14 protein-coding genes are annotated in these 20,261 nt (G+C 49.7%); 6 read left to right on the forward strand and 8 right to left on the reverse strand.

Annotation, left to right across the window (positions count from 1 at the left end; genetic code table 11):
• Positions 1–151: 151 nt before the first annotated feature.
• A complete protein-coding gene (locus Q1B47_RS05160) occupies positions 152–1,006 on the reverse strand; it encodes a DUF3859 domain-containing protein (RefSeq protein WP_299789624.1) in 855 nt (284 codons plus the stop codon).
• 438 nt (positions 1,007–1,444) lie between these two features.
• Between Q1B47_RS05160 and Q1B47_RS05165 the strand changes: the two genes are divergently transcribed.
• The 4 genes from Q1B47_RS05165 (at position 1,445) to Q1B47_RS05180 (ending at position 9,870) form a co-directional block, all read left to right on the forward strand.
• On the forward strand, positions 1,445–2,524 hold the full coding sequence (locus tag Q1B47_RS05165) for an efflux RND transporter periplasmic adaptor subunit (protein WP_299789627.1): 1,080 nt from the start codon (positions 1,445–1,447) through the stop codon (positions 2,522–2,524).
• A gap of 13 nt (positions 2,525–2,537) precedes the next feature.
• Complete coding sequence (locus Q1B47_RS05170; RefSeq protein WP_299789630.1) at positions 2,538–5,801, forward strand: efflux RND transporter permease subunit; 3,264 nt, start codon at positions 2,538–2,540, stop codon at positions 5,799–5,801.
• Entirely contained in the window at positions 5,798–8,869 is a 3,072-nt protein-coding gene (locus Q1B47_RS05175; RefSeq protein ID WP_299789633.1) for an efflux RND transporter permease subunit, read from the forward strand. Before Q1B47_RS05170 ends, Q1B47_RS05175 begins: the two co-directional genes overlap by 4 nt.
• Positions 8,870–9,006: 137 nt before the next feature.
• Complete coding sequence (locus tag Q1B47_RS05180) at positions 9,007–9,870, forward strand: MBL fold metallo-hydrolase (protein WP_299789636.1); 864 nt, start codon at positions 9,007–9,009, stop codon at positions 9,868–9,870.
• A 110-nt stretch (positions 9,871–9,980) separates the two neighbouring features.
• Here Q1B47_RS05180 and Q1B47_RS05185 read toward each other — a convergent pair whose 3' ends face one another.
• From Q1B47_RS05185 to Q1B47_RS05200, 4 genes are read right to left on the reverse strand one after another with little or no spacing between them, the layout of a single operon-like run.
• On the reverse strand, positions 9,981–10,163 hold the full coding sequence (locus tag Q1B47_RS05185) for a Trm112 family protein (protein WP_299789639.1): 183 nt from the start codon (positions 10,161–10,163) through the stop codon (positions 9,981–9,983).
• 23 nt (positions 10,164–10,186) lie between these two features.
• The gene (gene lpxK, locus Q1B47_RS05190; RefSeq protein ID WP_299789642.1) at positions 10,187–11,209 is read right to left on the reverse strand and encodes a tetraacyldisaccharide 4'-kinase; all 1,023 of its coding nucleotides are present in this window, start codon (positions 11,207–11,209) and stop codon (positions 10,187–10,189) included.
• Complete coding sequence (gene msbA, locus Q1B47_RS05195; protein WP_299789645.1) at positions 11,210–13,024, reverse strand: lipid A export permease/ATP-binding protein MsbA; 1,815 nt, start codon at positions 13,022–13,024, stop codon at positions 11,210–11,212.
• A gap of 32 nt (positions 13,025–13,056) precedes the next feature.
• Positions 13,057–15,360 (reverse strand): DNA internalization-related competence protein ComEC/Rec2, encoded by a 2,304-nt coding sequence (locus tag Q1B47_RS05200; protein ID WP_299789648.1) that lies wholly within the window; start codon positions 15,358–15,360, stop codon positions 13,057–13,059.
• A 31-nt stretch (positions 15,361–15,391) separates the two neighbouring features.
• Here Q1B47_RS05200 and Q1B47_RS05205 point away from each other — a divergent pair, with 31 nt between their 5' ends.
• Positions 15,392–15,898: a DUF2062 domain-containing protein gene (locus Q1B47_RS05205; protein ID WP_299789651.1), complete on the forward strand. Its 507-nt coding sequence runs from the start codon at positions 15,392–15,394 to the stop codon at positions 15,896–15,898.
• A 284-nt stretch (positions 15,899–16,182) separates the two neighbouring features.
• On the opposite strand, the gene lolE is transcribed toward Q1B47_RS05205, so the two are convergent.
• The 3 genes from lolE to Q1B47_RS05220 form a co-directional block, all read right to left on the reverse strand.
• Positions 16,183–17,442, reverse strand: a complete 1,260-nt coding sequence (gene lolE / locus Q1B47_RS05210) for a lipoprotein-releasing ABC transporter permease subunit LolE (protein WP_299789654.1) — start codon at positions 17,440–17,442, stop codon at positions 16,183–16,185.
• A complete protein-coding gene (lolD, locus tag Q1B47_RS05215) occupies positions 17,442–18,131 on the reverse strand; it encodes a lipoprotein-releasing ABC transporter ATP-binding protein LolD (RefSeq protein WP_299789657.1) in 690 nt (229 codons plus the stop codon). Before lolD ends, lolE begins: the two co-directional genes overlap by 1 nt.
• Positions 18,132–18,212: 81 nt before the next feature.
• Positions 18,213–19,445, reverse strand: a complete 1,233-nt coding sequence (locus tag Q1B47_RS05220; protein WP_299789899.1) for a lipoprotein-releasing ABC transporter permease subunit — start codon at positions 19,443–19,445, stop codon at positions 18,213–18,215.
• A gap of 97 nt (positions 19,446–19,542) precedes the next feature.
• On the opposite strand from Q1B47_RS05220, the gene Q1B47_RS05225 reads away from it, so the two are divergent.
• On the forward strand, positions 19,543–20,136 hold the full coding sequence (locus tag Q1B47_RS05225; protein WP_299789660.1) for a hypothetical protein: 594 nt from the start codon (positions 19,543–19,545) through the stop codon (positions 20,134–20,136).
• Positions 20,137–20,261 lie beyond the last annotated feature (125 nt).

A 20,261-nucleotide genomic window follows, 5' to 3' on the forward strand; every position in this document is an offset into this window, starting at 1 on the left:
CTGCATGTTCACTCTGATATGGTTCGCCCTGGCGCGTACGGTCGGTTGGATTGCTCACTGGAAAGAGAGTCATTAACATAAGTTTTCAGGTCTTAGAAACTAGATCCCAGGAGCTAGAGCCCAGAACCTGGAACCTGACGTTTAATCGCCGTTATGGTAACTGTCTGTCTACCTCTAAACAGCTATCTAAATCATTAAGGTCACAGCCCTTGTTGTACCATTTAGACTTCTCCTCTTCATCTTTAGCAAGTTTTCCGGCCATGCGGCAACCTGAAATATCACCCAGGTCACACGCCTTAGCGTAATAGAGGACGGCACCAGCCTTATCACCTAAACGCTCAACCCCTTTCCAGCCAAAGTCGTAACAGGCCTTTGCATCGCCTTCGCTGCAACATAGGGTATGGCTCTTTACCAGATGTGGTGGATATAGCCCTTCATCGATAGCACAAACCTCAGAGATCTTCCCAGGTTTGGGCAGCATTTTTCTTACCATAAAGTTCTGACTGATGAGCTCTCTGTCGCCATCGAATACTGCGACGGTCCACTTACCGGAAACCAGTTCCGCGTCGGTTTCGAAGTTCCAGACCACATAGTTCGGGCGCCCCATATAGAGCATATCTTTCCAGCTTGACTCTGTCATGACTTGACCATCGGTCGATACCATCTGAGGGTGCGTCACCACAACAGTTACCGGCATGCTCTTTTGAACCTTGGCTTTAACCTGTTTATTACTACCCTGTGTTTCAATAACATCGATACCAGCAGAAGCATTATAGCTAAAGCCAAAGGACTGACCTTTTACTGCCGGAATTATAAAGCTTGATTTAAAATCATATCCGCTGACTGCACCATTATGAAAATACGGCTTTGCCACACCTTTTTGATCCAGTGTTGCATTGATCTCAACAGTAAAATCCGGGCTCACCGATTCAGAATGAGTCTCACCTCTTTCCGCAACAAGCGTGCTACATCCCTGCGCATTGATCAACATACATGTTATTGCCATTAACCTTACAAACTTCATATTATTCATTAAGTTAGAAAAATGTGTGTGGATATTACCGGAGCAAAAACAGAGACACAACAGACAGCAGCTACAAATCAATAAGTTAGTGACTAAGATCGCCTCTCAATAAACAAATTTACATATCTGACCGGGAATCAAAAATCTACATGATTAAATTCTGAGCCGTAACTTGCGATATGCTGTTATTGCTCTTGTACATTTTGTTGCAATTAGACGTATTTCAGTCATCCATTTCACGGCCAACCTCTCTATAGTCAAAAACATCATTTTTTAAACATTTTCGCTACAAAATTTGTATTCGAGTAATTCCTCACTCAAAAAAAATACGTAACCATTTGAATCAAAAGATTTATCAACTTTGGCACAGCTTGTGCTTATTTGGTGTTAATTGGATCAAAAAAACATAGGTAAACTTACATGGACTCTCTAAACAAACGTGCTAATAACTGTTTCAAAGTCGCCCTTCCCCTACTATTAGCCGCCGTATTAAGTGCCTGTGGCGCAGAAGAGGAAGTTAAGGAGGAGGAGAAATATGCAGTTCCTGTCGAGACAACCACAGTCATTCAGGGAGATGTATCCTCATTTTACAGTACAACGGCAACGCTCGAAGCCCCCCAGGAAGCCAACGTCGTTACCCGTATCTCAGGTTTAATCGAGAGTATTGAGGTAGAAGAGGGAGACCGGGTCACCAAGGGGCAGCTCCTCGCGGTCATCGATGCCAAGCGGCAGAAATTTGAGCTTGCCCGTTCCCAGGCCGAGGTGGAAATTATTGAGCAAGAGCTTAATCGCCTCAAGAAGATGAACAATAAAGAGTTTTTCAGTGCCGATTCGATGGCCAAACTCGAGTACAACCTGCAGGCGGCTATCGCTAAACGCGATCTGGCAGCACTTCAGGTACAGGAGAGCCTGGTTCGCTCACCAATCGATGGGGTGATAGCAACACGTTTTGTTAAAGCCGGTAATATGGCTAAAGAGTTTGACGAACTGTTTTATGTTGTAGACCAGGATGAGTTATACGGCATCGTGCACCTGCCGGAGCAACAACTTCAGAGCCTTCGTCTGGGCCAGGACGCGCAAATTTTTGCCAACAAGCACACAGATGAAACTGTGCATGCCAAGGTACTTCGTATCAGTCCGGTTGTCGATGCCCAAAGTGGCACCTTCAAAGTCACCCTGTCAGTGCCAAATCAAAATGCAACACTCAAGGCGGGCATGTTTACTCGGGTTGAGCTCAGGTATGACACCCACAATAATGTCATTACGGTGCCATACAATGCCGTTGTTAATCAGGATAACGAGTTTGCCCTATATGTGATAGATGGTGATAACGCGACACGTCGTGCGGTTTCCTTAGGTTACCGTGAGGCCGATACCGTTGAGATCGTCGACGGCCTGCAGCCTGGTGAACAGATTGTCATCAGAGGGCATCAGAACCTTAAAGATCAATCTCTTGTCGAAGTGATTGGCTCACTAGACTTAGCTTCTGCTGCTAAATAACGGAGCCGGGTCTATGTCAATAATAAAAACATCAGTAAACCGACCGGTCACCGTTTGGATGTTCATGTTCGCGGTGATCTTGTTTGGTATGGTTGGCTTCTCTCGTCTGGCAATCAAGTTATTGCCGGACTTGAGCTATCCTACAATCACGATCCGAACCCAATATATCGGTGCGGCCCCTGTCGAGGTAGAACAGCTGGTTTCTAAGCCTATCGAAGAGTCAGCCGGTATCGTAAAAGGGCTTCGTAAAATAAGCTCCATCTCCCGCTCCGGCATGTCAGATGTCGTACTCGAGTTCGAGTGGGGAACGGATATGGATATGGCGAGTCTTGATGTAAGGGAGAAGATCGATACCATCGAACTGCCTCTGGATGTGAAGAAACCCCTGCTGCTGCGCTTTAACCCCAATCTGGATCCCATCGTTCGTCTGGCTTTATCGGTCCCGGATGCCAGCGATAGCGAACTCAAGCAGATGCGAACCTATGCCGAGGAGGAGCTCAAGCGTCAACTGGAGTCATTGAGCGGCGTTGCTGCAGTCAGGTTGTCCGGTGGCTTACAGCAAGAGGTTCATATACAACTTAATCAGGCCAAACTCACTCAACTTAACCTGAATGCGGAGCTTATCCGTAACCGTATCGCCGAAGAGAACATTAACCTCTCGGCGGGTAAGGTGATCCAGGGAGATAAAGAGTATCTGGTCAGAACCCTGAACCAGTTTAACTCGCTCGAAGAGTTAGGTCAGATCATCGTTTATCGCGATGCCCAGACGCTGGTTCGTCTGTTTGAAGTCGCGGAGATTGTTGATGCACACAAAGAGCGTAATGATATCACGCGCATAGGCGATCAGGAGTCTATCGAGCTCGCTATTTATAAAGAGGGGGACGCCAATACCGTAGCCGTCGCCCGTAAGGTCACCGCCGCGCTCGATAAGTTAAATGAACAGGGCAACAAGTCTGAGCTTAAGGTTATCTACGACCAGTCTGAGTTTATCGAGAGTGCGGTCAGTGAAGTGACCTCTGCAGCCCTGTTAGGTAGTTTGCTGTCGATGTTGATAATCTATCTGTTTTTAAGAGATATCATTCCGACCCTGATCATCTCAATCTCGATCCCCTTCTCGGTGATTGCCACCTTTAACATGATGTACTTTGCCGACATCAGTTTGAATATCATGTCACTGGGGGGAATAGCCCTTGCGGTTGGTCTGTTGGTTGATAACGCGATCGTTGTGCTGGAAAACATCGACAGGTGCCGCTCCCTGGGAATGAATAAACTCGATGCGGCCGTCACCGGCACCAAAGAGGTCGCCGGTGCCATCTTCGCCTCGACGCTTACGACGCTGGCGGTATTCGTTCCGCTGGTATTCGTCGATGGAGTCGCCGGGGCGCTATTTTCCGATCAGGCATTGACCGTCACCTTCGCCCTGTTAGCCTCACTGCTTGTGGCGCTGACCACCATACCTATGCTTGCTTCAAGGGAAGGGTTTAAGGCGCTGCCGCCTCTGGTAGAAAAAGCGGAAAAGCCTAAGCCGGAGACCCGGGTCGCCAAACTTAAATACTATAGCGCTACCGTCTTCTCTTTCCCGTTTGTTTTGCTTTTCAGCTATCTTCCCAGCGCTCTGCTGACCTTGGCGTTACTCATAGGTCGCCTGCTGTCCTGGTTAGCGGGTCTGTTTATGCGTCCGCTAAGCTTCAGCTTCAACTGGGTCTACCATAGATTAGAGCGGTTCTATCACCTTCTTCTTGCTCAGGCGCTGAAGTTTAAACTGCTAACCATAAGCATAGCAATTCTGGTCACACTGGGCGCGGCCTCCCTGATTCCTAAGTTAGGCATGGAATTAATCCCTCCTATGAACCAGGGTGAGTTTTATGTTGAAGTGTTACTGCCCCCGGGGACTGAGGTCTCTGAAACGGATAAGGTACTGCGCAAGCTAGCTCTCTCAATCAAAGACAGGGATGATGTTAAGCACGCCTACAGTCAGGCGGGAAGTGGCGGCTTGATGACCTCTGACACCTCCCGTGGCGGAGAGAACTGGGGTCGCCTGCAGGTCGTGCTTTCCGATCACAGCGCCTTCAATGCGGTAGCCTCAATCTTACGCACCACGGCTATGCGGATCCCCGAGCTTGAGGCTCAAATCCAACACCCTGAGCTGTTCAGCTTCAAGACACCGCTGGAGATAGAGTTAATCGGTTACGACCTGGCTCAACTTAAAGAGACAGCCGACAACCTGGTCGATGCACTGTCCGATTCAGACAGATATGCCGATATCAATACCAGCCTGCGTGACGGCCAACCGGAGCTTAGCATTCGTTTTGACCATGAACGTTTAGCCGCCCTGGGAATGGATGCCCCTACGGTTGCAAACCGAATCGCTCAACGCATCGGTGGTACCATTGCCAGCCAGTATACGGTTAGAGATCGTAAGGTTGACATCCTTGTAAGAAGCGAGCTCGACGAGCGCGATCAGATAAGCGACATCGACTCCATGATAGTCAATCCCGACAGTAGCCATCCGATAGCTCTGAGCGCCGTGGCAGATGTCACCCTGAAGTTAGGTCCATCGGCTATCAACCGTATCAGTCAACAGAGAGTCGCTATTGTCTCAGCCAATCTGGCCTATGGCGATCTCAATGAAGCGGTATCTGAGGCTAGGGAGATATTGGCCGGGCAGACGCTACCCACATCGATTCAAGCTCGATTCGGTGGACAAAATGAGGAGATGGAACATTCTTTCCAGTCTCTGCAGGTTGCGCTCATCCTGGCCGTGTTCTTAGTGTATCTTGTCATGGCGAGTCAGTTTGAATCGCTACTGCACCCACTGCTTATTCTTATCGCTGTGCCTATGGCTGTGGGTGGTAGTGTGTTCGGACTCTACATCACCCAGACCCATTTGAGTGTCGTGGTGTTTATCGGACTTATCATGCTGGCGGGAATAGTGGTTAACAATGCCATCGTTCTGGTCGACCGGATCAACCAGCTACGTCATGAGGGGCTGGAGAAGATACAGGCCGTATCTGAAGCGGCAAAATCGCGCCTGCGCCCGATTATCATGACGACACTCACCACTGCCCTGGGTCTATCGCCTATGGCTCTGGGCCTTGGCGATGGCTCTGAGGTGCGCGCGCCTATGGCCATTACCGTTATCTTTGGTTTAACCCTATCAACCTTGCTCACCTTAGTGGTGATACCGGTTCTCTACGCCCTTTTCGATCGTAAAGAGTTCAAGTCAAAACAAGATGACAGTCACTCAGAGGTGGCAACTGTGGGAGGTCAGCTATGAACTTAACCCGCTTAGCCATTAAGAGACCCGTAACCACCAGCATGTTCTTCATCGCTATCTTGCTGTTTGGCCTGGCGTCCAGTCGATTACTGCCACTGGAGATGTTTCCCGGTATCGACATCCCTCAGGTCAATATTGAGGTGCCCTATAAAGGTTCGACTCCGGCCGAAGTTGAACGTGACATTACCAGCGTGCTGGAGGAGTCTCTTGCTACCATGGGTGGAATCGAAGAGCTGAGATCCAGCTCTTCACAAAACGGTTCTGAGATCGAGCTGAGAATGAAATGGGGGCAAAACGTCGCCACCAAAAGCCTGGAGGCGAGAGAGAAGATAGATGCCGTGAGGCACCTGCTACCCAAAGACGTGGAGCGGGTCTTCATCAGGCAGTTTTCTACCGCCGACATGCCGGTGCTGAACTTAAGGATATCCAGTGACCGGGAGCTTTCCGGAGCCTTCGATCTACTCGATAAGCAGCTGAAACGCCCCCTTGAACGTGTCGAAGGCGTATCTCAGGTTACCCTCTATGGTGTCGAGCAGAAGCAGATAGAGATCAGGGTTAACGCAGACAAGTTATCTGCCAGTAATATCTCCATTCAAACGCTCCAGCGCCGCCTGCAGCAGGAAAACTTTGTCGTCAGCGCCGGAGTATTGAGAACCGGTTCACGGGTTTATCAGGTCTCGCCCAAGGGAGAGTTCAGAAACCTGGATGAGATAAACAACTTAGTTCTCACTCCGGGCGTGACCTTAGGCGATATTGCCACGGTCAGCTTCTCGTTGCCGGAGCGCCTGGATGGCCGTCACTTAGATCAAAACTATGCCGTCGGCCTCGATGTGTTTAAAGAATCCGGAGCCAACCTGGTCGAAGTTTCGAAACGGGTGATGAAAGTCATCGAAAAAGCGAAAAAAGATCAGCAATTTCAAGGCATCAAACTATATGTCATGGAAGATCAGGCCTTCGGTGTCACCTCATCACTTGAAGACCTGCTCACCGCGGGCCTCATAGGTGCCCTGCTCTCTTTTGCCGTGCTCTATCTGTTTTTACGCAACCTGAAGATGACCTTAGTTGTCGTGACCTCAGTACCAATTGCGATCTGCATGACGCTCGCGGCCATGTACCTGCTTGGCTACAGCCTGAACATTCTCTCTATGATGGGATTACTGCTGGCAGTTGGTATGTTGATCGATAATGCCGTAGTGGTGACAGAGAGTGTGCTGCAGGAGAAACAGGCGCAAGCGGTAGAGTCCGGCACCGACATCTCAGATGACAAGAGTGATAATGCGGTATTGACCGGTGTCGATAAGGTTTCGCTTGCGGTGCTCGCCGGCACACTCACCACGGCTATCGTATTTCTTCCCAATATCTTCGGTGTTAAGGTCGAGCTGACCATCTTCCTCGAGCATGTCGCTATCTCCATCTGTATCTCGCTTGCCGCCTCGCTGTTGGTGGCTAAAACCCTGCTGCCGCTCATGCTCAGCCGTATGAACTTCGAGATAGATACTCAGGAGAAGAAGAGTAAGCTGCAACATTACTATCAGCGCAGCCTGAAGTGGATTCTCTCCCGCCCGCGTACTTCAGGCGTCATAGCCCTGTTGATGCTCGCTTCGACCGCGCTGCCGCTCACTATGGTTAAGCAAGATCAATCCGACGGTGAAGGTAACAACAAGCTCTACATCAACTACCAGGTCGAGGGACGACACAGTCTTGAAGTTACCGAAGCCATGATAAGTAAGATGGAGGAGTACCTCTATGCCAATAAAGAGAGGTTTCAGATCGACTCGGTTTACAGCTACTTCTCGGCCGACCGAGGCCAATCTACCCTGATCCTCAATGATGATACCGAGATCGACATGAAGGCGTTGAAGGAAACCATACGTGAAGGCTTCCCGAAATTTTCAATCGCTAAGCCACAATTTGGCTGGGGGAGTGACAACAATGGCCTCAGGATATCATTGACGGGCCGCTCAACCAGCGATCTGATCATGCTGAGTGAGCAGATCATCCCGTTGTTATCTTCCATTGATGGCTTAACCGATGTCAGATCTGAGCTCAGCGGGGCACAGCAGGAGGTGGTGATTCGAATTGACCGTGAGATGGCTGCCCGCCTCGACCTTAAACTTAATGAGGTCGCCTCGAGTATCTCCATGGCACTTCGCGGCACCCCGTTACGCTCATTTCGTCATGACCCCAGTGGTGAGCTTCGTATCGAGATGTCCTACGAGCAGAAATGGCGTCTGTCACTGGAAAAACTTAAACAACTTCCGGTGATCAGAATCAATAACCGTGTTTATACCCTGGAGAGCCTGGCAAAAATTGATATTCAACCCAGATTTGACACCATCAGACACTATGACAGACAGACGGCGCTATCGATCGGTGCCAATGCCGGTGACTTAACCACAGAGGAAGCACAGGAGAAGATCACTCAGGTGATGGAGACGATCAACTTCCCGGCCGGATATGGTTACTCACTGAGAGGCGGTTTCCAGAAGCAGGATGAAGATGAGGCCGTGATGGCGACCAATATGCTGCTCGCCATCGCCATGATCTACATAGTGATGGCGGCGCTGTTCGAATCTCTGCTGCTGCCTACCGCGATTATCACATCGATTCTGTTTTCGATAACCGGTGTCTTTTGGGCCCTGCTGTTTACCGGCACACCTATGTCCATTATGGCTATGATAGGTATCCTCATATTGATGGGCATTGTCGTCAATAACGGCATAGTTCTGGTCGACCAGATCAACCAGCTTTCACCGGATCTGGAAAGGCTGTCTGCGACCATAGCCGGGGTCTGTCTCTCGCGCCTGCGCCCGGTGCTGATGACAGTCGGAACCACGGTTCTGGGACTGGTGCCTCTGGCAATGGGAGATACACAGCTCGGTGGCGGTGGCCCCTCCTATTCTCCCATGGCCATAGCGATTATAGGCGGACTGACCTTCTCAACAGTGACCAGCTTATATCTGGTTCCCCTGTGTTATCAGGCACTATATCGAATGCGCTATGGTGCGGCAGTAAAACTGGGACAGGCCGATCGTGTATCCAGGCGCTTATTACCCTGGGCGCACTAGTGCCGAAAAGAGAAACATAAGCGATAAAAGGCTGCCTTTGCAGCCTTTTATATTGCTATACATCTGTTAGTTTATTGTTATCCAAAACTATATTTAATGGTAAGCTGATTGCAAAAGCGTCACTCAAGGCTGAGACAATGAACACAAAAATACTGACATTGCTATCGATAACCTGTTTACTTTCCCCCCTGGTGCTTGCCGATGATGACAGATTTAAAGATGTCGCCATCACGCCACAGCAACTCACCCCCACCAGTTATATGTTTAGCGGTGCCGGCGGTAATATCGGCGTCTCGGCGGGTAAAGATGGCATCCTCATCATCGATAATCAATTTGCACCTCTGGCAGATAAGATCTCCGCGGCGCTATCGAAAATTCAAGCCGGGGCACCTAAGTATGTGGTTAATACTCACTATCATGGCGATCATACCGGAGGAAATGATCACTTCGGCATGAGTGGCATTATTCTCGCCCATCACAACGTACTCAAACGCCTCTCCTCTAACACAAACTATACACACTCGGCGCTTCCCAGCATCACCTACCATGAGGGCACCACAATCCATATCAATGATGACAGCCTGCAGTTGCTGCATATGGGGCCGGGACATACCGACGGAGACAGCGTTGTGCTGTGGGACGACCAAAGCGTCGTCCATATGGGGGATCTCTTCTTTAAGGACAGATATCCCTATATCGACCTCAAAGCCGGTGGTTCGGTAGAGGGCTACAGAGATAATGTGGCAACTATCATCGACAAGATAGGCCCGAAGACGAAAGTGATCCCGGGGCATGGCGAACTTGCAAACAGAAACGATCTTGTACGATTTAAGCAGATGCTTGACGGCTCAATAGCATGGATGGAGCGTCAGTTATCCGATGGATTAACATTGGAGCAGATACAGGAAAAGAGGCTTCCCAAACAGTGGCAAGGTTGGGGCTGGTCATTTATCTCTGAGGAGAAGTGGATCGCCACTCTCTATAAAGGACTCAAGGGCTAGTCCGACAGGCATAAAAAACGCCACTTAGATGGCGTTTTTTCTGTCCTGTAAACTAAGTCTAAGCCGCGATGACCAACCTGAACTCGGCTAATTCCAGTCAGGCAGAGCCTCTAGGCTTCGGCTTCCTGCCAACGCTCGGCCTTGTTTTCCAGCAACACAGGGATCCCATCATTAATAGGATAAGCTAAATGGTCGGCCTTACAGATGAGTCGCTGTGATGACTTCTCATAATCAAGCTTCCCCTTACACACAGGGCAAGCCACGATCTCCAGTAATTTTTTATCAAACGCCATTGTTATTCCTTTTGGTATAAGTATTAGGACCGCTGCTCTTTTAGTTTATCCAGTATCAGCCGATCGAAATTTGAAGATAGCTTCGCATCAACAGGAAGATACCACCAGTTTTGTTTTGCAAAATCGCGACATTTAACCGCATCTTTCTCGGTCATGATGATGGGAAGGTCGCCCGCCACAGCCATAAGGTCGGCTTCGTTATAAACCTGATGGTCTTCAAATGGCTCTGCATGAGCCAGGTTAAATCCGGCATCGCTCAGAGAGGTGAAAAAGCGTTGAGGATTACCGATACCGGCTATGGCAACGACGGCATCACTCAGCTTCGGCGCTTGCACAGCAGAAGCCACAACGGGCTTAAGCGCCCCCTGAAGCAGAGTCATCGAGTGTTCACCTTCGAAGCGCTGTCCACCATTGACCACCAGGGCATCGACCTGCTTAGCACGCCATAACCCTTCACGCAGCGGACCCGATGGCAGCAGCGCACCGTTTCCGAAGCGTCTCTCACCATCGAGAATCAACAACTCAATATCGCGCCCCATGGCGTAATGTTGCAGCCCGTCATCGCTGATAATCACGTCTACATCGAAGTGAGAGAGTAGATGGGTCCCCGCATCGATTCGGTTACGACCGATCACCATAGGAACGCCGGTGCGGCCAACAATCATGGCCGGCTCATCTCCCACTTCGATGGCAGGCAGAGAGGGGAGTACAGCCCTTACCCCATCGAAATTGACGCCATAGCCGCGACTGATCACCCCGGGCTTGTACCCATGGGCTCTGAGTAACTCGACCAGATAGATAACCGTAGGCGTCTTACCACTGCCACCGACTGTGATATTACCGACCACAATGACGGGAACCGGTAACCTTGACTGTTTCTTTATCCCAAGCTTAAACAGAGCCCGGCGCAATAAAGTAACCAGAGCAAACAGGAGGGAAAGTGGCCACAACAGCAGCTGGATTAACCTGAAAAGCAGCGAAAGGCCTTTAGACTCAGTGTCTGAAAAACCTTTCGGATACCATAGGCGGTTGACAAATTCCTGCATCTAGCTGCCAAACTGCATCTGATAAAGTTTTGCATACATGCCATCGAGTTCCAGCAGGGACTGGTGGGTACCACGCTCGAGGATCCGGCCCTGATCTATGACCAGGATCTGGTCGGCACTTTCGATGGTCGAGAGACGGTGAGCGATCACGATCGAGGTGCGGTTATGCCTTAAGTTATCCAGACCGAGTTGAATCGCTTTCTCAGACTCGGTATCCAGCGCCGATGTCGCCTCATCCAGAATGAGTACCGGAGAGTTACGTAAGATGGCTCTGGCGATAGCGATACGCTGTCTCTGCCCGCCGGACAGCATCACACCATCTTCACCGATTTCGGTATCTAAGCCTTCGGGCAGCAGTTCGATAAACTCCATGGCATGGGCCAGGGTCGCCGCCTCGATAATCTGCTCACGGCTCGCTTCCCCGGGATAGGCATAGGCGATGTTGTTGGCTATGGAGTCGTTAAACAGGGTGACCTGCTGGGACACTAATGCGACTTGATCCCGCAAACAGGTAAGGCTGTAATCATCGATATTGACGCCATCTAAGGTTATCTTGCCTTCGCTGAGCCCGGTGTAGAAACGGGTAACCAAATTAGCAATCGTCGACTTTCCTGAACCGGATCTCCCCACCAGAGCGATGGTTTTGCCCTGCTCTACGGTAAAGTTAATATCCTCTAGCGCTGGCTTGTCCTGCCCCGGATAACTGAAGTTAACCTGATTGAAGCTGAGATCTCCTTTGACCCTATCAACCTGATAGGTTCCCTCATCGACCTCGGGAGCCGTGTCTAACAGCTCAAAAACGGTTGTACAGGCCGCAATACCACGCTGGAACTCGGCATTGACCCGAGTTAAGTTCTTAATGGGCTGCAGCATGGCTAACATGGCACCGAGAATGGTCGCAAAAGTACCGGCCGTCAACTCCTCTTTGAGGCTATCTATGCTGGCCGCATACAGGACAAATGCCAAGGCAAAAGAGCCGATGATCATCACCAGTGGTTGGCTTATCGACTGTGCCATGGCGAGCTTCATCGTCTGGTATCGATTTTGATCATTGACCTTCCAAAAACGGTCGGCTTCGGTTTTTTGGCCGCCGAACGAAAGTACATTCTTGTGCCCCTTTAGCATCTGCTCTGTTGCCGCGGTAACATTCCCCATCGCAGCCTGAATGTTCTTCGATACCTTCCGAAAGCGCTTACTGACCTTAGAGATCACATAACCGATTATCGGGCCGATGATTAAGATACACAGAGAGAGCTTCCAGGAGTAATAGAACATGATCCCCAACATCCCGATCACAGTGATGCTGTCCCGGACGATGGATATCATCGCACTGCCTGTGGCACGGGCTATCTGCTCCGTGTCATAGGTCACTCTCGAGATGAGATTGCCGGTATTCTCACTATCCATATAGCTGACGGGGAGCGTAAGGTAATGTTCAAAAACTTGCTGACGCATATCCATGATGAGCCTGGCGCTCATATATGAAATACTGTAGGTCGAAACAAAGTTGGCCAGTCCCCGCAGCGTAAAGAGACCAATCACGACAAATGGTGCATAGAAGAGCACATCGTTGTCGGCATTAAATCCCTCGCTGGTACCTAAGTCGAAACTATTTAGATTCGAGGTCGCTTGTCCGGCCTGACCACCGAAGCCCTCATCGATAAAGGGTTTTATGACAGCAATGAATGTGGCATCAACAAGTGCATATGTTGCCAGACCAAGTATGGCCAAAACAAAGACGGCCTTCAGTGGCTTCAGGTAACCGAGTAATCGCTTAAAAACGGTCCAAACTTCACTTTTAGTTGATTTTGTCATTGATGCTTCTATAGAAGTGGAAAACGAGCATTCTACTCCGGATCGGCCATCTCGCCAAACCTAAACAATCTGTTATACCAAAATGGCGCAAGATCTGACCGATATGACTTAATTTCCCGCGCCTCCTGTTTAAAAATCACGCTGATCTGTCCCTCAGTTCCCGAGGTTAGTACCTCACTTCCACTCAGTGTATATCGATTAACCACATCCTGCCTGGGAAAACCATAGCGATTATTAAACCCCGAAGCGAATAACACCAACTGCGGGGAGACGCGGTTAATAAACGCCTGAGTAGAAGAGGTCTGGCTTCCATGGTGAGGGGCGACTAAGACCTCACTTTGCAAGGGTATGCCTTGCTTCATCAAGGTCCACTCGCCTCTCATCTCAATATCACCGGGCAGCAGCACCCGATGATAGCGATCGCTTACACTCACGACACAAGAGCCATCATTGCCCCCTTTCATCTGTGCGGGTGCCAGTATCTCAATATCGAGTCCATACCAGCTAAGTGCCTTGGGTCGACAATCTATATCAGAAAACTGAGAGAGATCGGTAATCACTTTAAGCCCCGGAAATACCGAGATCACTTTTTCTGCTCCTCCTGCATGATCGTTGTCACCATGACTCAATACAAGATAATCGACCTCGGTTATCCCTCTGGCGTAGAGGAAGGGAAGTATGACCCGCTCCGCATAGCTGAAACTATCGCCATAGGCCGCTCCGGTATCGTATATCCATGCCCTACCGGCTTTTTCAATCACTACAGAGAGTCCCTGTCCGACATCCAACAGATGAAGCCGCCACTCATGCTCTGTCGCGGGCACAAGTCGTCCCCAAATGGTTAATAGCAGAGGCAGGATGAACACTAAAGTGGCGCACCTCCAGCTCCCTTTAGATATGTTTTTAAGCAAAAACAGACCGATAAAACAAAAGCTGAGCGCCACAATCATCTGGCTTGAAACTGGAACCCAGGCCGCCGGCAATTGCTCAACAATGGTGAAAGCATGAAGCACTGGGGCCAGGCCGAGCTCGACAAGAGAAAAGACTCCGCTCAAATCCAAACCGATCACTAACCCTACGCCCCAGACGATTAAACTCAGGATAGATAGCGGAATCACCAGGAGACTGAACCAGGGCACAAACAGAAAGTTAAACACCAGGCCATAAGCCGACATGCCACCGAAAAACAGGGCTTGTAGCAAGCCTAAGCCCAAACTGAGTCGCCACTGTATCGACCAGAAAAGAGACAGTTTCTTCCTGAATCTCAGCCAGTTCGACGGTTCATCATCCATATCAGAGATGGTGCCTTGACTATGGGTTATCGTCAGCAAAATAATGGATAAAGCTGAAAATGAGAGCCAGAAACCTGCACTCAGGCAGCTGAATGGGTCCAACAGCAATAACAGAAACATGGCTGTCAGGAGGCGTTCCCATGGTGAGGAGAACCGTTTTATCATACTCAATAACAGCAGGAGGAGCAGCATTACCAAGGCTCGTTGAGTAGGCAGGGCAAAACCGGCAAGGTAGGCATAGATAGAGCAAGTTAACGCCGACAAGATAGCCGCCAACAGTAAGTTACGTCTGCCAGGCTGAGGCGAACAGTGACTGAGCAGGAAAGTGGTCATAACAAAGATCCAGGCCCCTACGACAGAAAGATGCAACCCGGATATGGCGACGAGATGGCCCGCTCCGGTGACCCTCAGGGAGTGCCATCGCTCACTATCGATAAGACTCTTGTCCCCCAACAGTAAGGCTAATATCAGATCCCCCCCTTCCAGCGGCCTGAGGTGTGGTGTAACTGCACTTATGATTTCAGACCTGAGTGAGAAACCCTTGGTTAACCTTTTCCCCCCCTTCACACTGCCCCGCGCGACTATGTGTCGGCTCAACAAAGAACGCTGTTGATTATATCCCCCCTGATTCAATACACTCGTTATCGGTTTAGCTTTAATCTCCAGCTCCCAGATCTCTCCGGCCTCAACTTTTGGTGCATTGTTCCAGCTCAAACGTAAGTTTTTGGACAGAATCTCACTCGAATTTGATCTTAGCAACCGAATATCCACATTAATCCAGTCGCTGTTTCGACTAACTAGTGATATGATTTCGCCCTTCACAACGAGATTCTGTTCCGGGTTTGGCGCTTCCCATGTCAGTAGTTGCTGGGCATAGATAGTCACCCAGCCAACGGCCAGCAATCCTCCGGCGATAAGAGGCTCACGCCTGAACAAGATGGCTGCGCTCAACACAAATATTGGCAGCAGTGACACAGGTGGCAGAGATGGCCATAACATCGCGGAGAGAATTGCGGCATTGAAGCCAAACATGAATCGGTTCATACTGAATAAGTTAAGACAGCAATAACAAGTTATGCCAAAAAAAATCATTAAAAGGTTTATGCCAAAACCCGAGACACTGCAAAACCATAAACATCTGCAGATGTTTGGTAAGTGGCTACATAAACCCAACCTATGGGCGCTAAACAGACGCTCTGCACCGCCTGCATTTGCGATCGGTTTGTTTGTAGCCTGGATACCTATGCCATTTCAGATGGTTCTCGCCGCTGCCTTGGCTATCATCTTTAACTGCAACATCCCTGTTGCAGTGGCTTTGGTTTGGATAACTAACCCATTTACTATGCCGTTTATGTTCTATGCCGCTTACCTGTTAGGTGCTAAGCTCCTGAACCACCCCACACAGGAGTTTGCTTTCGAAGCCACCTGGCAGTGGATAGAAGCCTCGGTCTCAACCATCGGCCCCCCTTTCCTCTTAGGTTGCCTGGTGCTGGGCAGTATTTTCTCAATCATAAGTTACTTCCTGATTAAAACGCTCTGGAAATACTCAGTGCTGTTTAAGTGGAGCAGCCGCAAAGGCTAAGTTTGTCGACTCTCCGATAATTGATATCGTGTTCAGCTTCCGCCCAGTCGGCGGTAGCTGTTCAGTCCCCTATTTTCCCGTCTTAAGACAAGCATAATGAGTCGCGCACAGAATATTGGCCTCGCTATTCAGCGGCTTCAGCCGCGGCCGGAAAAAGGTTCGAGCAACGACAAGGGGAGTTCAGAGTTGAAGATTGAGAGTTGAGAAGGGAGAACGGGAACATCATGTCGTTACGATGCTCCCGAATGTTTCGCTCTTAGCGGCACTAAGGTGTAACCTGCGCTCTATCTGCCCGCCAGCGCCCTGGCAGGAGAAGTTTGGCTGGCTTTCCACGCTGGATAGAGCGTGGCGATAAGGCTCATAACAAAAGCCAGTGTCAGCACCAGGGCAACATCGAACAGGTGTAACTGAGAGGGCAGAAAATCGATAAAGTAGACATCAGCAGAGAGCAGCTGAATGCCTAAAACATCTTCGATTGTCTTGGCTATGACACTGAGGTTTTCGGCAATAATGATGCCGAGACCACCACCGATAATACAACCGAGAAGACCGTTGAGCGCCCCCTGCACGATAAAGATGTTCATGATTGAAAGCCGTTTCATCCCCATGGTTAGCATGATGGCAATCTCCGACTGTTTATCGCGTACAGCCATAACTAAGGTAGAGACAATGTTGAAGCAGGCAACCGCGATCACCAGTGCCAGAACCAGATACATAACACCACGAACCAATTGAATATCCTGATATAGATTTCCCTGAGTTCGGGTCCAGTCGTTGAGATACATATATTGCTGCTGGCTATACCCCAGCTCTCTGATTAATCTTGGGGCATCGAATACCTGTTCGGTCCTGATTCTGACACCTGAAACATCGTCTCCCATCTTGAGTATTGAAGCCGCATACTGCATGGGTATATAGGCCGTTGTGAGATCCAGTGAACCACCGAGTTCAAACACTCCAGCAACGGTAAAGCGGTAGCTCTTTGCGGCACCGATCCGGGAGCCATTTCTGCTTTTACCACTGATATCGGGCATATATAAACTTAATGAGTCACCTATCTCCAACTTCAGTGACTCCGCCAGGCTCTTGCCAAGCACTATGTTGTTGGTGTCACCTCTCGCTAAGTTAGACCAGGCTTCGGCCGACATAAACTGAGAAATCTTTGATACCTTCCTCTCCTCGACGGTATCGACTCCGAGAATGGTCAAACCTTGAAAACCACCGGGCTTCTGAACTAAGCCCTGCAACCTGATAAAGGGGGCCGCCGCGACGATACCGGGGATCTTGTTTGCATCTTGTGCTATGGCCTGCCAACCATGGATTGGCTCATTGACTCCGCTCAGCTCGGCATGGGCCACGACGCCCAGTAAGCGGTTCTCCAACTCACTCTCAAACCCGTTCATCGCCGAGAGCACGATAATCAATACCGCAACCCCTAAGGCGATCCCCGCGGTCGAGGCGAAGGAGATAAAACTGATAAAACGGTTTGATTGACGCGCAAGATAGAAACGCCAGCCAACCCAGAAAGAGAGCAATCTACCCATCAAGCGTGTCCTTCATCAAGCAGGGAGCCATCTTTCATCTGAAGCTGCCTGTCCATTCTCGCGGCGAGCTTGGCATCATGGGTCACCACCACAAAAGCTGTGCCTAATTGATTGGCGAGCTCCTGAATCAATTGGTAAACGGCTTCACCACTGCTGGCATCGAGATTACCGGTAGGCTCGTCGGCAAGCACCAACTTCGGCTTATTGATCAAGGCTCTGGCGATAGCCGTACGCTGCCTCTCACCTCCGGACATCTCTGACGGAGTATGCGCTAAGCGATGCCCCAGCCCAACCCTTTCAAGCAGCTCTCTGGCCTGTGATTCGACCTCCTTCTTGTTTCTCCCCTGTATCAGAGCCGGCATAGACACATTTTCCAGCGCGGTAAACTCCGGCAGAAGATGGTGAAACTGATAGATAAAGCCCAGATCTTGGTTACGAACCTCGGATTGACGACGGGGAGAGAGTGCGTACAGATCTTCACCTAACATACTGACACTGCCACTCGTGGGCCGGTCTAATGTGCCCATGATATGCAGTAACGTACTCTTACCCGAACCTGACGTACCCACGATGGCCAACTGCTCACCCTTATATACTTTCAGATCCACAGCGTTGAGTACTTGAGTATCGACACTCCCTTCGTGATACCTTTTACTCACATCTTTGACTTCTAACAGCAGCTCTTGCATATTTTATTACTCATCTAATCCTGTCTGACGCACTGTCAACATGGCCAATTGCCAGCACGGAGTGTTCTCTTTTGATATTGCCTATTCGTATCTTAATGCGCTGGCAGGTTGTACTCCCGCGGCTCTCAGTGCCGGATATACCGTGGCGATAAAGGTGATAATCAAGGTCCCGACCACAATCCATCCCAACTGGATCCACTCTATCTGTACCGGCAATGCCTGTCCCGCCCCTAATACCGAGATCCCAAGGGTGTTGAGAATGCTATTGAGATTCAGCGATAGGCCGATACCGATAACCAAACCGGATATCAGTCCCAGGATGGCATTCAAGGAGCCCTGAATCATAAATATTCCCATCACGGTCAACGTAGAGAGGCCCTGTGTCTTTAACACCGCCACATCTGTGGTTTTATCTACGACCATCATCACCAGTGCTGATACTATATTAAAAGCCGCAACGGCGATAATGAGGCTCAACATCAATGACATCATATTCTTTTCCATCTTAACGGCACTGAAAAGGTGACCATAGGACTCCCGCCAGTCAGATGTCGTAACCTGAATGCCTTCACTTTCAAATTGAGTCACAACTTTCGCGTTCAATTTTGCGGCGTTAAAGGGATCGGTCAGATAGAGCCTGAGATGCTTAACCTCTTTAGGTGTTTGCCGCATAAGACGCTGCGCATCTTCATAGTGAATGTAGGCAAGATTGGCATCAACCTGAGATCCCATCTCAAATACGCCTCCTACAACAAACTTTCTCTGACTCGGCACCGGCCCCAGCGGTGAATACACCACCCCCTCACCGCTAAGTAGCCTCACGGTATCACCGGCAACCACATCTAGTCGTCTCGCTAACTCAGCCCCCAGGATGACCCGATATTTTCTGGCTTGTAACTTATCGAAACTACCGTTGAAGCTTCGTTTCATGGTTCGTAACAACTCCTGCTCGAAGGCCGGATAGATACCATATACCTGAACGGCGCTGATATTACTCTGTGATTGAACCATGGCCTGGGTAGAGATACTGGGCGTCGCCCCCAATACGCCGGGTAGGCGAGTTAATTCTTCGACCCGCTTCTCCCAGTCGAGTAAAGGCTGGCTGGCATGTACAGTTAATTGCGGAACCGCACCTAATATCCGCTGCTTTAATTGACCTTCCAGTCCATTCATAACAGAGCTGACGATAATGAGCGCTGCCACGCCGAGTAAGATACCCGAAACGGCAAAGAAGGTGATGAAGGAGGCGAAGGTATTGGACTTTCTTGCTCGCCAATAACGAAAGCCAATATGTGCAGATAACGCAAAATTCATAGTTGCCCAAAGACTCATTAACTATAGAGCCTTGCTAAATCATTAAGATGCGCACGATAATAGGGGTAATAGCTATCAAAAAACAAGAGGAAATCCCTTGTTCAACGATTCAACGCCCTATTTTAGTGTGATGCATGACTTTACCGTCTATCTGACCCCGTGGCCAAAAGACACCCCACTGCCATCGGAGAGCGAACTGAAGTTTATGTTGCCCACCGGCCTGCTGCTGATTAGTGACGTAAAAGCACTCGAAGCCGACTGTTTAATGCAGCTCAGACACTTCGATGATGAAGCGAAATCCATTGTCGATTACCTGAAGCTTCAATCGAGAAAGATCGACCTGGTTTTGCAACATGTGATAGAGCAGGAGCAACACGAGGGAGAGAAACATCGTGGACTTTCCTTCGGCGGCAGTGGTATTCGAATTATCGGAGATACTCAGCTTGAGGTCGGCAGCCAGTACAAGATAACCCTACATATCAAAGAGGAGTTAATTGCACTGCTTTGTTTTGTTCGAGTCAGCGCCAGTCAACCCGCCGATGGCGATGAAAACAGAGATAAGGCCCAATATATTGCCGACTTAGAGTTTACTCAGATACTCGATACCGATGTCGAGCAATTGGTTAAGGCCAGCCTCAGCGTTCAGCAGAAACACCTTAAACAGCGAAAGTTAGCTAAGAGGACCCCATGAGGCTCGGCCCGGGTCTGTATTGAAATAAGATACCCAAACAGCGCCTCCAGAGATGCTTACGCCAGAGTAAAGCCTGGTGCCTTTCGCCACTGCACAAGCACTACGGGATACCAGCCCCTTCGCAA

This window comes from uncultured Shewanella sp., from assembly GCF_947501225.1.
GTDB lineage: Bacteria > Pseudomonadota > Gammaproteobacteria > Enterobacterales > Shewanellaceae > Shewanella.